This is a genomic window from Mycoplasma todarodis (assembly GCF_004335995.1).
GTDB classification, from domain to species: Bacteria; Bacillota_I; Bacilli_A; order Mycoplasmatales; family Metamycoplasmataceae; genus Mycoplasma_K; species Mycoplasma_K todarodis.
The window spans coordinates 1-15,473 of record NZ_PSZP01000015.1; the positions used below are offsets into that span (position 1 = coordinate 1).

Annotated in this window: 11 protein-coding genes and 1 pseudogene; all 12 read right to left on the reverse strand. The window is 30.9% G+C overall.

Going from position 1 to position 15,473, the window contains the following annotated elements; all coding sequences use genetic code 4:
* Positions 1 to 273 (reverse strand): annotated as a pseudogene (locus C4B25_RS02405) (lysine--tRNA ligase); the annotation flags it as partial.
* Positions 274 to 282: 9 nt separating this feature from the next.
* Positions 283 to 1,659 (reverse strand): undecaprenyl phosphate translocase family protein, encoded by a 1,377-nt coding sequence (locus C4B25_RS02410; protein WP_131613472.1) that lies wholly within the window; start codon positions 1,657 to 1,659, stop codon positions 283 to 285.
* 63 nt (positions 1,660 to 1,722) lie between these two features.
* Positions 1,723 to 5,919: an ABC transporter permease gene (locus C4B25_RS02415; RefSeq protein WP_131613473.1), complete on the reverse strand. Its 4,197-nt coding sequence runs from the start codon at positions 5,917 to 5,919 to the stop codon at positions 1,723 to 1,725.
* A gap of 1 nt (position 5,920) precedes the next feature.
* Entirely contained in the window at positions 5,921 to 6,880 is a 960-nt protein-coding gene (locus tag C4B25_RS02420) for an ABC transporter ATP-binding protein (protein ID WP_131613474.1), read from the reverse strand.
* Between the two features lie 45 nt (positions 6,881 to 6,925).
* A complete protein-coding gene (locus C4B25_RS02425; RefSeq protein ID WP_131613475.1) occupies positions 6,926 to 7,288 on the reverse strand; it encodes a hypothetical protein in 363 nt (120 codons plus the stop codon).
* An 86-nt stretch (positions 7,289 to 7,374) separates the two neighbouring features.
* Positions 7,375 to 8,259 (reverse strand): hypothetical protein, encoded by an 885-nt coding sequence (locus tag C4B25_RS02430; RefSeq protein ID WP_131613476.1) that lies wholly within the window; start codon positions 8,257 to 8,259, stop codon positions 7,375 to 7,377.
* A 78-nt stretch (positions 8,260 to 8,337) separates the two neighbouring features.
* On the reverse strand, positions 8,338 to 9,006 hold the full coding sequence (gene rsmG, locus C4B25_RS02435) for a 16S rRNA (guanine(527)-N(7))-methyltransferase RsmG (protein ID WP_131613477.1): 669 nt from the start codon (positions 9,004 to 9,006) through the stop codon (positions 8,338 to 8,340).
* 46 nt (positions 9,007 to 9,052) lie between these two features.
* Complete coding sequence (locus tag C4B25_RS02440; protein WP_131613478.1) at positions 9,053 to 10,243, reverse strand: hypothetical protein; 1,191 nt, start codon at positions 10,241 to 10,243, stop codon at positions 9,053 to 9,055.
* A 66-nt stretch (positions 10,244 to 10,309) separates the two neighbouring features.
* The gene (locus C4B25_RS02445; protein ID WP_131613479.1) at positions 10,310 to 10,942 is read right to left on the reverse strand and encodes a deoxynucleoside kinase; all 633 of its coding nucleotides are present in this window, start codon (positions 10,940 to 10,942) and stop codon (positions 10,310 to 10,312) included.
* The gene (locus tag C4B25_RS02450) at positions 10,935 to 11,567 is read right to left on the reverse strand and encodes a deoxynucleoside kinase (RefSeq protein WP_131613480.1); all 633 of its coding nucleotides are present in this window, start codon (positions 11,565 to 11,567) and stop codon (positions 10,935 to 10,937) included. The genes C4B25_RS02445 and C4B25_RS02450 overlap by 8 nt, the downstream gene beginning before the upstream one ends.
* Before the next feature lie 68 nt (positions 11,568 to 11,635).
* Complete coding sequence (locus C4B25_RS02455) at positions 11,636 to 14,410, reverse strand: hypothetical protein (protein WP_131613481.1); 2,775 nt, start codon at positions 14,408 to 14,410, stop codon at positions 11,636 to 11,638.
* 90 nt (positions 14,411 to 14,500) lie between these two features.
* Positions 14,501 to 15,473 (reverse strand): DNA topoisomerase (locus C4B25_RS02460; protein WP_210725171.1); only part of this gene is annotated, 973 nt, incomplete at its 5' end.

The following is a 15,473-nucleotide window of genomic DNA, read 5'->3' on the forward strand; positions in this document are numbered from 1 at the left end:
GAATTCTTTTTTAGCAATATATGCTTGTAGTTGTCCTGAAGGATCTTTAGCAACGATGAAAGGTCCTCTTGAACCCATCATACGTCCTGTTACTGAAACAATTATTTTCTTTTCATGTAATTCATCTTTTGTGAATTTCCCAAATTCTTCTTCCAGTTGTGCAGAAGTATGTGTATAGTCTTGTTTTGGTGCATATGGTTTAACACCCATTTCTTCATATTTAGCAAGTTTATCTCTTCTTACTTGTTCTTGTTCTGTAAATTTTCTTGACATTCTGTCTCCTTAGTCTATTTTTATTTTCTTAATTTTATCATTATCATTGTTTTTATCATCAATTGATTGTCTTTTTTCATCAGCGTCTTTAGCGTGATGGTGACGAACTTCTTCTCAGTATTCCTTTGTAAAAAATGCTTTTGCCTTCATGTAAACTTTCATAACTTTGAATCTTCAGTATTCTTTTGTGAATAATGATTTAATTCAAATTCATAATGCTGTTTTAGCTTTGATGACTTCCATACCTCTTTTACGATTAGCTTTTTGTTTGTTTTGGTGTTTGGTGTAGAAGTGTAACGACAGTGAACATGACATAGCCATTATTATTGCAGCTGCCACTCCTAATCTATGTCCAATATAGTGTGAGTGTGAACTTGATAGGTTTCTTCATAAGTTATCGTGAGGAATTATTAATAGTGAAATTGAAGATGCTACCATCATTCCAAATGCTGCAGCAGCAAATGTTCTTTTGTGTTTTTTGAATAATCATGCAAACAGGAAGATCATTGTTATCATTCCTAACATTGTGAATGTTGCAAATAATATCAACCCTAAAAAGTTTGTTCCGTGTCCACCATGGAAGTTAGCCATTATTTTTCAGTGAATTGTTTGGTACATTCTGAATGCAGGTTCATCCCCTGGGAATAATAACTGAATGATCGCTCCTGAACCACCGGGTGTAATTGTGAATATCCCACCAATGAATGCAACAACCATTAGCATCAGTACATTCTTAGCAGTCGGATGTCACACTCCAGCATTATTGCCTTTGTGTTGTTCGTCACCAAAGTGTATTCCGTGTTGACTACCAAATCTAATTCAACATGCCAATCCGATCATCATGGTGAATCCCATTATGAAAACCATTCTCCGAATCCATAAGTTCTTCCGCTTTTTGGGTTTGAGTCCTATTTCTGGTTTCTCACCTTGAATAAACATAGGGATTGAAAATAGAACGAATGTTGAGAAGAAGAACAATAGTTCAAGACCAAGATTTCTTTTATCAGCTAAGAATTCTGTTCCTTTTGCAATTCCATAAACTCCAAGTATTCATCCAATTCCAAATGGAAGCATAAATAAGAAAGCTTTAAGTCTTGTTATTCCACTTTCGGGAATGAAGATTGATTTTGTAAGTAGAACCAATTTTTTAAACACTCCAAGAAGAGCCATAGAAGTTCCACCACAATAACCAGGTATAGCATCTGAAGCACCCATGAAAGAACCCACAGCAATTCACTTGGCTAATTCTTTACCAAGTTGTAGTCCTGTAGCTTGTGAAAATGTTGAGACAACTTCAATTAATTCAGTTTCATCATAACCACTTTTTATTGGTTCTGAATTAACTTCTGAAGCTTCTTTTAGATTTCTTTTGTTTTTGATGCTCATATACTATCAATTTTACATCATTAAATCCAATTTAAAAAGATAATAAAAAAACATAAGTATAACTTATGCTTTAAATGCTTCCAGAGTTTCTTCGTTTCCGAGTTTTCTCATGGATACATAGTAGATAATTGCGAATGCAAATGTTATTAGGAAGAATGTTAATATTAACTCTCAACCTATCATTGATATCGGAACCAATATAGCACCGAATGAGATGATAATTGCTTTAATTGCAAACAGAGCACCAATGGTAATCGGTATAGCAATTAGAAGTCCTAATATTATCGCTGGAATTAACGATCTGAAGAACATACGCCGTATTTCTCTATTTCTATAACCAAGAACTTTCATGGTAGAAATAAATTTCTTATTATCTGAAATAATCATCGAAGCAATGATTGCAACGAATAGAATTGCGATGAATATAGCAATTGCTTCAACCATTCAAATTAATTTACCTGAAAGGTCAAGAATATTTTTAAATGCATATCTAGACATAGCTGCTCAGTTAGCTGAAGAGAATGTTGATATGTATGGTGAATTACTATAAACATTTAAGTAAGACGCCACATCTGCTGCTTTAGGGTTTGGATAATTACTTTGCACATGTGCTTTAATTGCATCATTAAGTTTTGCATTACTTGTTCTAATGATATCCGCACCAGGATAAATACCTGATGGAGAGTATAGAGAAATGTTTTGGAAAATCATTGGATTGGTTGATGTTGTATAAACTCCATTAAACGCTTCTTTATTTTGAATAGGATCTACTCAACCTAATTTAGCATTAGCTATTGATTGTGTTGTATATAGTTTTGGACCATCATATGATTCTTGAATACCAATAACCATTGCACGTGCAGCGTGTTTATTGTTTGAGTGGAATCTATCCGCTCTATTTTTAATATCAATATCAATTATGTCACCCTCTTCAAGGTTATAAGCCTTTTGGAAGTAAGTATTAATTATTACAGGAACAACTTGTTCGTTATCTCTTGTAACATCATAGTGGAAATCATCAAATCTTTTTAAAAGACCTTCATCAAATTTAACCATTTTTGTTTTTGGATTAACACCAGTGATTGTTGTGTTAACTACCTCTTCATGACCTGAGATATTTTTACCTTTAAAGTCAATATCAATGTGAGTATAAACTTCATCACTATTATCAGTAGTTATATTGTTATATGAGATGAAATAAGGTAAGTGATACTCTTGGTTGTGGTTGTATCTAGAAATTTGTTCTTTTAGACCACAGAATAAGAATCTTTTATAAAGTTCTCAAGTTTTTTTATTTGAATAAAGAGCTTCTGGTTCGAATTCATAATCATTACGCACTGCTTTAGTTAAGAAACCGTTTAGACCAGCTATTTCTTCTCATTCTGAAGGAGTTGCTTTAAGTATTGAAGGTGTGTTAGTTTCTTTTGCTCATACATTTAATGCTTTTACGAATTCTTTTTCTTTTATATCAGCAATATTTCTTTGGTTTTCAGGCATTGAACTTAATGCAGCTTTTCATGGATTTAAATCACCTGAAATTTCGAAGTTTAATAGTGATTTGAATTGCAATCTATTTCTTAGGTAATCTACTTTATCTTTTTCATTTAAATCATTACTTGTCGGAATATGGAAATATGATCCGGGATTTGAAATTCTTTTATCTTTAGCAATTCCATCCGCTTTTTCTTCAACGAAAATATTTGAATAATCATTTGATGAAGTAGTTGCTCAACTACCTCCCTGCATACCAAGTTGATTAGGATTAATCCTTTTCATTAATCCGCCTTCGTATGTTGGTGAGGCCATATCAACTTTAAATGAATATGCTATTTTATCATTTGATATTCTTTGTGCATAGTTAAATCTTCCCATGATAGAGAATGCAATTCCACCAGCAACCATAGCAATTGTTGTTGTTACTAATACTAAAAGCATTTTAGATAAATTAGATGTAAATAATGAAATGGTGATTTTTGACTTAATACCAATTCATGCAAGTGGTTTTAAGACTTGTGATGTAATTCAACCCGCAGTTTTAGATTGAGAATCAGAAAGAATAGAAATTAAACTTCCTTTCAGAGCTAAACGTGACGCCACATATGAGAATAGAATCACACCAATTAAAGGTAATCCAACAACCATAATTAAAGTTACTCAAGAGAATGAGTGGTTATAAATTGGAAGTGTTCAATAGTTGGTGAACATGTTTATAAATATATTTTGCATAAAGTGTCCAACAACATAACCTAGTGTTGCAGGAACTAAAACGATGATTAAGGCAATTGTAGTCATAGATCAAGCTATTTCATTCTTACTATAACCATTAGCTAATAGAGTACCTAAAATCTTACGCTTCGATGATATTTGTTTTTTAATAACCATTAGTATGATGAAGGCGGTTAAAACTCCAAGTAATGCAGTTGTTAAGAATGATATTGTTGTTATTGATTGTTTTAACTTTCTTAAGAAAGCAATACGTTGAGGGGCAAGAATAACTCTTTCATTAGTATCAAATGCTCCTGAAACAGGGTCTAAATTATTACCTCATGACATATGTTGTTTAGATATTTCAGTAATACCATCCATAACCATATGTTTTTCGGAATCTGTAACTCCATTTGCAAATTTATATGCAAGATAGTTTTCTCTTTGATTTCCACGGAATGCATCTTCAATACGTCTATACCCATGATCATTAGTAAACATCAATGCTTGTGTTTTTGTATTTGGGAGTGGGTTTTGTTGATTGATAATTGGGAATGAGAAATCAGGTGTTGTACCTATACCAGTAATGATATAAGGTGTTTGATCAATTTTTTGTACATGTTTTTTAAATTTAGGTATTTCAAAAATAGCATTAATCTTTTTTATGTCGATTCCAGCATTTAATATTAGTTTATTAAATTCTTTTAAATCTTCCGTTGATATCGGTTCTATATTATGTTCTTTTGCATAACCATCAGTAATTGCTGCTTGATATGCTGTTGGATCTGTAAATGATGCAGTAGTACCGAATCCATTATCAAATACCATCTTATATTTTTTACTGCTTTGAAGGTTATTTGGATTTTGTTTATATAGGGCTGCTAATGCTTTATCCTTATTTATATTATCTAAGAATATTTTTTTCATTTGTGCCATATCCATAGCTTTTTCAGGTTCCTTACCTTTAAACATAACTAATTTATCAACTTCTTCTTTGTTGTCTATAGTGTTGATAACTTTATATTGGTTTGTACCTGAGTTGATATAAATTGTTTCTACAGATTTAATACCATCTTTAGCAAGGTATTTTCCATATTTGGCCATTGTTGCTTTTTTAAATAATTGTGACTTAGTGCTTGAAACATATTCATTAATTGCTGTTTGTCCTTCAGCAATCATTTTTTTAACGTCACTATTAGCTTTTAAAACTAAAATACTTGGATTTCTAATATCTAAGAATACTTCACGAACCCCATGAGAGTTTAATATATCTTTTACTAATTTATCATTTTCCGAAGTTATTTTGCTTTGCTTTAAAGCTTGTTCATATGAACCAGTGGTATTATTTCAGTCCATTTTTAGATAAACTTTTGTCTTATCTTTTGGTTCCATTGTTTGAGAGAATATGTCTTTGATTAAAGATTGTTCAATTTCTTTTCAATCTTTATTAAGAGTTATTTTATATTCATCATTGGTTGTTGTTAAAAATGTTGTTGTTGGTTGTGTCTTATTATTGATTTGTATTGTGTTTGGTAATGTATCAAATTTATCTTTATTATTTATTCCAATTTTCATGCCAATACCACCTTCGATACTAGAAATATCTTTGGTTGTTTGATCTATGATAATTTTACTATTTTGAAGCATCAACTTCAAGCCTGGTTTAATCTCCTTGAATGCAGATGTTCCTTTTTCTTTCTTTTCGATTTTAAATAAACCAGTGAATTTAGCTTCTGTAGTGTAAATCTCTTTTTTATCTTTAACGATTGTATTGTTGTTAATCGTTTTATTATCTTTTAATTGATATGTTGTTTCTGTTTGACCAGCAACAGGGTAAATACCATCTTTACCATCAATTGTATATTTTTCATTAACGGTAAAGTCGTGGAGTTTACCTGTGCTTATCACTTGATTATACGACGAGTCAAAAGCCCATGAAGTTGAAGACAACATGGTAAATACTGCAATTGATAGGAATACTGTAAGTGATAACAGTATCATGGCTAGTTTTGAACCCAAAAATGATTTAAATGAGTTCTTAAAAAGTTTTCTCATATTAAATCTCCTTTAATGTCATGGCATCAATAGGTGTTTGTTCTGCCACTTTTTGTACTTTACCATCCTTAACGTGGATGACTTTATTTGCAAGTTGAGCAACATTGGGGTTATGTGTAACAACAATAACTGTTGTATCGTTTTTCTTATTAATTTCTTGGAATAATTGGAATACCTTTAGTGAAGTATGTGTATCTAAAGCACCTGTTGGTTCGTCACCAATTAGGATGTCAGGTCTCTTAGCAAGAGCTCTAGCAATAGAAACTCTTTGCTGTTGTCCACCAGAAAGCTCATAAGTTCTCTTTTTAGCTTGTGGTTCCATTTCTAGTTGATCTAAGATTTCTTTTACACCTTTACGTTTGTGAGGGTCTTTTTGTAGTGATCTACCAACTTCAACATTATCACTAACATTAAGTGATGGAAGTAAGTTATATGATTGGAATACGAAACCAACATGATCTCTTCTGAATCTTGTTAATTCAACATCTTTCAATGCCGAAAGATTTCTATCAGCGACAACCACATCACCAGATGTAGGTCTATCTAAACCTGAGATAATATTTAATAAAGTAGTTTTACCAGAACCTGATGGTCCTAGAATTACAACGAAATCACCTTTTTTAATTGAAAGAGAAGTTGATTGTAGGGCAATAAACTTTAAAGTCTTTGTTGTATAAACTTTTTTGATATATGAAAGATCAATAATGTTACCTTTAATATTTTTTAAATTCCTAGCACCTTTTGGTCTTCTATTTTCCTTATTGATAAACTTAATATCTTTTTTATCTTGGATTTCTTGATGTCTTTCTTCAGATTTTAATCTTCTTCTATTAACTTTAACTTCTTGTGTATGTTCTTTAACTTCACGATTCATAACTTTAAGTTTTAGGCGTGTAGCTCTTGATATTTTTTTGGGTTGATCTTGTTGTTTTGGATCATTATTTTTTTGGTTCTTTTTCATTATTAGAAACCTCCTTGTATTTTTAGCATTCAAAAATATAAGGAACTATTCTAGTGTTAGAGGAAAATCAGAATAGAAACGATTAACATATGTGCTTTCGTGACATTCTGTATATTCTATTTTTTCGATAATGTTAATTGCTATAGCGAATGCAACAAAGTCCGCAATCACTGTCGCGTCTTTAAAATCAACATTTTCAAAATCAGAGTTAACAATAACTTTTGCAAGTTCTTTAACTTCTTTTTTTGAATAATCGTATTTGTCATGTAACTTGATAACTCTTCACATTAACTTATAAAGTTTTCTTGCGCTTAAGTATTGTACAAGTTCAATATCGATAAATAAACCAGCTAAAAGTCTTTTTAGCTTCTTATATAGTGTCTTTTCATCTTTTTTTCTAACATTCATATAAGTATTTTACCTTATTTACATTAAATAAGTATTTAATGGGGCAGTATTGACAAATAAAAAAACAAGCAATGCTTGTTAGATTATTATGCCATTTTTAAAATAGCTGCTATTCATTGAGCTTCTAAGTTGTTACCTTCAGTCTTGAAAGTTGGTGAATTAACAAGGCCAGGAAGTGTATCCCTCACTTCTTGTTTATCAAATCCTTCTCCTACTTTATAACTATTTGTATCTGCTATTGTAAATTTTCGTGCTGAAGCCATGTCTCATTCATATTTATATGAAATAACTTCATATGTCTTATCATTCATTCACCCTAAAAATCCTTTTGATGAAATTATTTTCTTGGCGAATTCATGATAGGCATCTAAGATACCATTGTAACCATCATAACCATTACCTTCTAAAGTAGAAAATCCTGTAAGAGCAAGACCGAATGTCATCCCGTCGCCTCCCCCTAACATAGCAACCATACCACCAGCTGAAGGGACTTCTGAAGAACCGTCTATAACAGGCGCTGACTTAATTTTCGCATACCCTTTATTTAAAGAATTTTTTACTATTTCAACATTCTTTAATAAATTTTTTAAATCTCACTTAATTTCTTCATTTCCAACTTTAACTATTAATTCTTTAAAATTGTTAGGATTCATTCCATCCATATATTTTTTAATTTTATTAAATGAAGATTCTTTTAGTTTTCCTATTCCGTTTTCCATAACCGCCATTAAATCAGCTCTTTCTGGCATCGCTAATTTTAATTTTGAATTAATTGTTTCAACTAATTCCTCAACAGATTTCATTTTTGATAATTCGATAACGTTTGCATCAACTTGATTTTTAGAATCGTCTTTTTTATCTTCTTTTTTATCTTCTTTTTTACCACAAGAAATTGTTGTGGCTACTGGTACAGCTACTACTGCTACGGCAGCTAAAGCACCTAGTGATATTTGTTTTTTTGATATATTCATATATACCTCCTATTAATAGATATGGCAACCTTTGCGGTTACTCATCCTTTCAATTTTACCCCATACATTATGAAATAACTAACTTTTTTTAATTGTGGCTCACATTCTTGGATACCCTTTTGGAGTCGCTTTTTCTTTTCTATAAATAATTAAATTATTGATTTTATTATCTGAAATAACTTCTTTTCTTTTGGCTCATACACCGAATTTTTTAGCTGTTTGCACCGCCTCCTCAATTTCGATATGCGCCTTAGGACCCTTAACAAATACAAATAATGAATTCATTTTACCCACATGGTGAGATGCTTCTAAAAGATGTTTAAATTTAACGACAGCCCTTGCAGTAACAATGTCAAATCTTTCAATCTCTTTCGAATCCTCAACACGAATTTTTTGAACCTCAACACCTAAGTTTAGTTCGTTTGAAACACTGTTTAAGAAGTCGACTCTTTTACCCATTGGTTCGTATATAACCAATTTGATTTCTGGATGAGCGATAGCATATGGTATTGATGGGAATCCTGCCCCAGCTCCAATATCAAGCAATACTTTGCCATCTGAGTTTTTGATCCCAGTTTCTAAAGCGATAATAGATTCATAAATCCCTTCTTCTCATAATCTATCTTCTGTAAATCCTGTTAAGTTCATGTGTTTGTTTGTTTCCTCAATCATGTCAACATATTGGCATAATTTATTAAAAATTTCTTCGTTATTTATATGTAGTTTTGTTTTTTCTTTAAATGTCATAAAAACATTATAAAAGAAAAGCCCTAAAAGGACTAATCTTAATCTACTATTTACTTCTAAAGAGAGTTGCCATAAATATGTTAGGAATAGCATTAACATCTGCAGGTCTTACTCTCATTTCATCAACCCAAGATTTGAAGGTATTTGTCCCAATCATTCATTTAAAAATATTCCCATATCCGATTGCTAATTTAGGTATAAATCCAAGAGCAGCTTTATCATCCTTCATAGCACCAATCATAGTTAACAACTCATCTTTGATAGGGGTTGCAACTTTACCATAAACCGCTGCAAATCTTAAAGCGGTTGCATCACTGGTAAAAACAGATTCTGGAGCAACTTTATTATCATCCAGTTTTATATCCTTATAAGGAGAAAGTTTCTTGAACCCATTTTCAATAAGTTCTTTTAAATTTATGTTTGCTCCACCCATTTTATTTTTCATATCTTCAAGATTTAGAACTTCATCTTTTTGACCAATTTTCTTAATAATAATCCTTTTGATTCAAGTTCTTTTTGGAGAAGATAAATCTAAAGATTCACAAATATCCTTCATTGTGATTGGATTTGGAACTTTGTCAGCAAGTTTTGCTACAAATCTTGTTGGATCATCAGCAAATAAAAGACCTAATTCTTTTGCCATCTTAAAAACAAGTTCGTTGGTTTTAACTTCTTTATCTAAATTAACCTCAAGCGTATCACCTTTGACTGTAACCATAGAGTCCGCTTCTTTTGTAATTGTTGCTGGTTTATATCAATTAACATCTAGCCCATCTTTTTCCGAATCAGTAACTTTTCTTTGAAAAGTACTTCCATTTTTAAAAATGAATCCGGATTTTTTAAGAGTAATCTTAACTCTTATTTCATCTTCGATAGATAAATCTTTTATTGCAGGTTTAGCATCAAGGTCGGTATATGGAGTTTTATTGATTGGCATAAATTTAGATTTAGGACCTTGTTTATATCTTTTAATAAAATATTCATATGTCGCTCCAGCATCTTTTAATAATTTCTTTAGATTTGGAGATACATCAAATTTAAATGTTCCAGAACCATCTTTACCAGACACAATTAAATTACTATTTGAAACACCGATAACGACATCTTGATCATTAATCGGATCATTTATATTGTTGTCAATGCTCTTAGTTTTACCACATGAAATAACAGTAGCAACAGGAGTTGCGGCTACTAATAGTGTTGATGTTGTTAATAATAGTTTACGTTTTAATGTCATTTGATACCTACTTTTCTTTGTTTATTATAGCAATATTGTTGGTATTAAAAAAATACCCCAAGGTATTTATTGGATTATATTTGCTTCTCTAAGTATTTTATCAGCAGCAGCTTTAACTTCTTCTTGGTTCATAGAATCTGTATTTATGAATGAAGCATCAACGTCATATTTATCAAATATTCTTCTCATTATTCTTTCATATGATTCGATGTGAACTTTTCAAAATTCTTCATTAGCTTTGAATGAATCAACTTCAACTTTTCTGTTTCTTGTGAAGATTCTTTCTTTGAATACTTCTCACGAACATGTTAAAACGATGTATTTCTTTGGGTAACCATATTCTTCAAGAATGAACTTAATTGTTTCGTCTACATATTCAGCAAAAAGTTCGTATCTTTCTTTTGAGAAATTTGTTCTAGCGAATATTTCTGTTTCGAAAATAGATCTATCAAGAATATGTAATTCATCTTTGAATGCTGATTTCTTTCAAATTTGTTCTCTTCTTTTTGCAAAGAATAATTGAACAACTTCTGGTGAAACTCTTTTACCTGAGTAAGTACCTTTAAGAATTTCTTCTTGAACAACATTCCCTTCCATTAATTCATCTACATAAGGATGACCCAATGAAGCAACAAGGGTTGATTTACCAACCGCAACTGGACCACCAACAACTATTAGGTTTGCATATTTCCTATTCATGAGTAATTCCTTTCTTAGCAAGTATTTCTTTTGCTTGTTTAAGAACTTGTTCTTGGTTTAATTCATCTGTATCAATGAATACATGTGGAATTTCATACTCAGTAAAAATTTGTTCCATGAATTTTTTGTAATTATTAATTTGGTATTTAAAGATGTCTTTGTTCTTGTGGAAGTTATCAATTTCAGATTTTCTATCTCTCTTGTAAACTCTTTCTTTGAATACTTCTCACGAACATGTTAAAACGATGTATATTTTTGGGAAACCAATTTCCAACATATTTGCAACTTCTTCTTCTCAAATTTTTGAGTAGTAATTTCAAATAGCTTCTTCATCCCCAAATCTATTAAAGGCAAATAATTTATCTTCTAAGATTGATCTATCGAACACGTGTAAAAGACCTGTTTCAGCTCTTTCTTTATATATTCTCATTCTATTTAGTAGCATATCAAATTGGAATAGGTAGGCTGATATTCCATCACCTTCCATCATTCCTTGTAATAATGCCCCTTGTAGTTTATCAGTTTCATCTAATTCTTGAACTGCTGGTAACTTAAGATTCCTAACTAATGTAGACTTTCCTACGGCAACTGGGCCACCGACTATAATTGTGTTTGCTTGTTTCATAATCACCTATCCCTTATTTATAAATAATAACAAATTGCATAATAAAAAATAATCCAAAAATGAATTATTTATTTTCTTAATATGGTTGCCATTAGTATGTCATCTATTTTATCTAGATTTCTCATTCTTGTTTGTTCTACTCAATCCTTAAAGAACTCTCATTCTTTCAATCTATTAAAGATATCTGAGTAAGTCAGAACTAGATCAATTAAACTTTCTAACGCTTCAGTATTTGAAGTTTTTTCATCTCATACATTTGCGATCAATAGTAATAAATCGTTATCCTTAGATTTCAATACCTCTTTATAACGCTCTTGTAGTTTTGAATTCAATAATAAACGCTTAATTTTATCAGCTACTTTATCTATATCATCACTTGCCTTGATTTCTTTTGGTGCTTTAACTGAAACATCAATAACAACTTCACCTTTTTCATCAAGTTTAGCAGCTATTTTAACCACTTTTCCACCATCTTGTTGTTCTGGTATATCAATTCCTAGAATTGCCTTTACAGAAGTGATTTGGTCAGTAATAGTTTTATCTTCTTTATTAATCTCTTTAATTATTTTCTCAGAGATAACTTGATCAGATTCACCGCTAGCATCTATTGTTACATCTTTTTCTGGAACTAATGCTCCTGGAGTATTTGTTGTAATGATGATCTTCATTTCTCCTGTTGGTTTAGATTCAATTTTAATACCAGTGATTGTTGTATTGTTTTCTGCAGTTGATTTTAAATTTGAACCCATGATTGCATTAATTTTTTCAATCTTTTTACTTAAGTTATCAATACTATTTATTTCATCAATAATGTTCTTGATATATTTGAAATCTTGATCTTTAATCGACTTGTTTTGAAGTTGACGAATAATTGTGTTTATATTATTTGTTTGTTTTTTATTTTCTTCTGCAATTTCATCAATTTGTTTATTTGTTTTACCGACAATAACACCTAAGATATTTACAACTAAGTCATTTTGATCACTGTCTTTTGATGTTGTTTCAATATTAAGATGAATCTTTCCTGTTATTGGATCTTCATTAGCTATAATATTAGTTATCTCTGTTCCTCTAATTGTTTTAGGGATAGAAACATTCCCTCATTTTTCAAGAGCCTCTAATTTACTATCGATGTCAGCAGCCTTATTAATTTCACTAACAACAACAGCAAGTTTTGTCATGTTATCTTCTTTGAATTTTAATTGTGAAACTAAGTTTTGGAATTCTTTGATGTTTGGGATGATTCTTGCGCGTGTTTCTATTTTTGTTTTTAATTTGTCAAGTTCTGCTTTTTGGGCATCTTGACGTTTTTGGAATTCTGCATCACTTTCAGTTGGTCCTTTAGTCAATTTCGGAATTTCTTTACCTATCAATGTTCCATAAACATAACCTTTTTTACCATCTTTAGAAGTTGTTTCGACTTCAATTGTTACTGTATGATCGAGATTAGCAATAACAAGGATACCAGTGATCTCAACACTTTCATTCGATTTGTTTAAGTTAACATTTGTTCATTTCGATAATGCTATTAATTTGTCTTCAATTTTTTCATGTTTGAATGTTTTTGATTGTTCTAAAAATTCATCTTGTTTAACTTGAATTTGTTTATCAATTCCTTCGATTTGTACTTTAGTTAAAGTTGGATCTTTCCTTTGTTCTTTTAGGTCAGCTATTTCTTTTTGATATTTATTTTGATTTATATCATCAGCGATTGAAGCAACATTCATATATTGGTTGTTAATATTTGCAGCTGTAATTGCTCATTGAATATCTTTAACTTCTTCTTTAATTTTTGCATCAACCCCACCTTTTGGTTGTGGTGTTTTAATTTGTGATTTTTCATCTGGTTTAACTGTTGGTTTAGCATCTTCTTTTTTGCGTCTTACAGTTTTAACTGTTGTAGGGTTAAATATTTTATCCAGTTCTTCAAACACATGGTTTATCTTATCTGACACAGTCTTATCATTTCTAATTTCACCAGCTTTATTGTCTTCAATAGGTTTCATTTGATCAAGTTTAAAGATGTTTTCCCTTGTTTTCCCATCTTTGTCAGTGTAAGAAAAGTCAAATTCCTTAATGTTCTTTTCTTTCATCTTCTTAATCATTTCAAATAACATCATTGGAGTGAATGTTTTTAGCGGATCTTTATTACCTAATGTAACATCCATTTCATTTGATAATAATATACCCATTCCACTTGCAATCGAAAGCATAACATCATTTAAGTTACCCTTTTCATACTTATCAAGATTTACTTTTAAACTATCGTTCACTATTGCATATTTAGCTAAATCAATTAACTTTTCAGAAGGTTTCAGTGGTTCGTATTTTAATTTTTCTCCCGAGATATTTAGAGGATTAATATCTTTAATTTCATAACCTTTCATAGGTGTTGAAACAGTTACCCTCACCTTATCTTCGACCATTAAGTTGTTTATTGCCCCTAATTTTTGATTGATATAGTCTTTTTTCTCAGTGACATCTTTATTTTCTTTATTTAGTTTTGAAAAATCAGCACTTAATACTTCCTTGTAATTATCTTTTAGGATAGTACTTTCTTTATATCTGGCAATCTCCACAACAAGTCTTGCATTAGCTTGACTAAGCATAGGAATTACTCCTCTTTTAAATTGGAATTGTAATGAACCAGCACCATCTTCACCTTCGAATACTAATTCTTTATTAAGATTAATATCTATTGCGGCTGAACTGGTTGATACATTTGAGTCGGTATTATTTCAACTCTCTTTGTCTTTTTCACTACATGAGATAGTCACTACCACGGGTGCAGCAACTGCGATAATTGCAGACGTAGATAACAATATTTTTCTCTTTAATTTCACAGTTAACCCCCTTAATATTTTTACATCTCTTTTAATATGTCTAATTATATCAATATTCATTAATAAAGGAAAAAGAGCATAAAAAAAGAACTATTTCTTTTTAGTTCAATTTCTCTTACCTGTTCATCTCTTTCTATTAGGATCTGAAGCAGTATATGTACATGCTGGTCAATTTGCACAAGCGATGAATTTATCACCTTTTCTTGAACGTTTGAATATTAACTGACCTCCATCTTCTGGACATGGTTCAGTACTTGCAGGAATAGGGATTAATTTTGTGTGTTCCATAGTATCTTGAGCATTTTCAATTTGTTCATTGAATTTATCTCAGAATTCTTGCATTGTTTCTTTGTAATCTTTATTTCCTTCAGCAATTTCATCTAAACTAGATTCAACTTTTGCTGTGTAATCTTCATTTATTATTTTTTGGAAGTGAGTAGTTAATTTTTCAGAAACAACTTTACCAAATTCAGTTGGTTTAAGAGCTCTTCCTTCTTTTTCTACATATTCACGTTCTTTAATTTTATTAACTGTTGCAGCGAATGTTGAAGGACGTCCTACACCGATGGCAGGTGGTAATGTAGCTTTGGCTTCTTTGATGTATTCTTGAACATCAACAATTTCACCTTTATTATAAACAGGTAATTCATTATCATTTGAGAATCCTGTAACTTTTAAGTAACCATCAAATACAACTTTAGAAGCAGACATTTTAAATCTGTGTTCTCCATTAACAAGTTCATATCTTAAGATTTCTCTTTCTGGTTGAACCATTAGTGCTTGCATTGTTCTATTGTAAATCACTTGATAAACTTTAAATTCAGCTGGTTTAAGAGAGAATATACCTTTTGCTTTTGAAGGTGTCATCGCAATGTTTGTTGGACGGATGGCCTCGTGGGCATCTTGATCTCCAGCTACCCCTTTAACTTCTGATGATACATATTCTGCACCAAATTCTTTAGCAATATATGCTTGAGCTTGTTTTACGAATGTAGCTGACATTCTTGTTGAGTCAGTACGTGGGTATGAGATAAGTCCACCATCTCCAAAACCTTCATAAAGT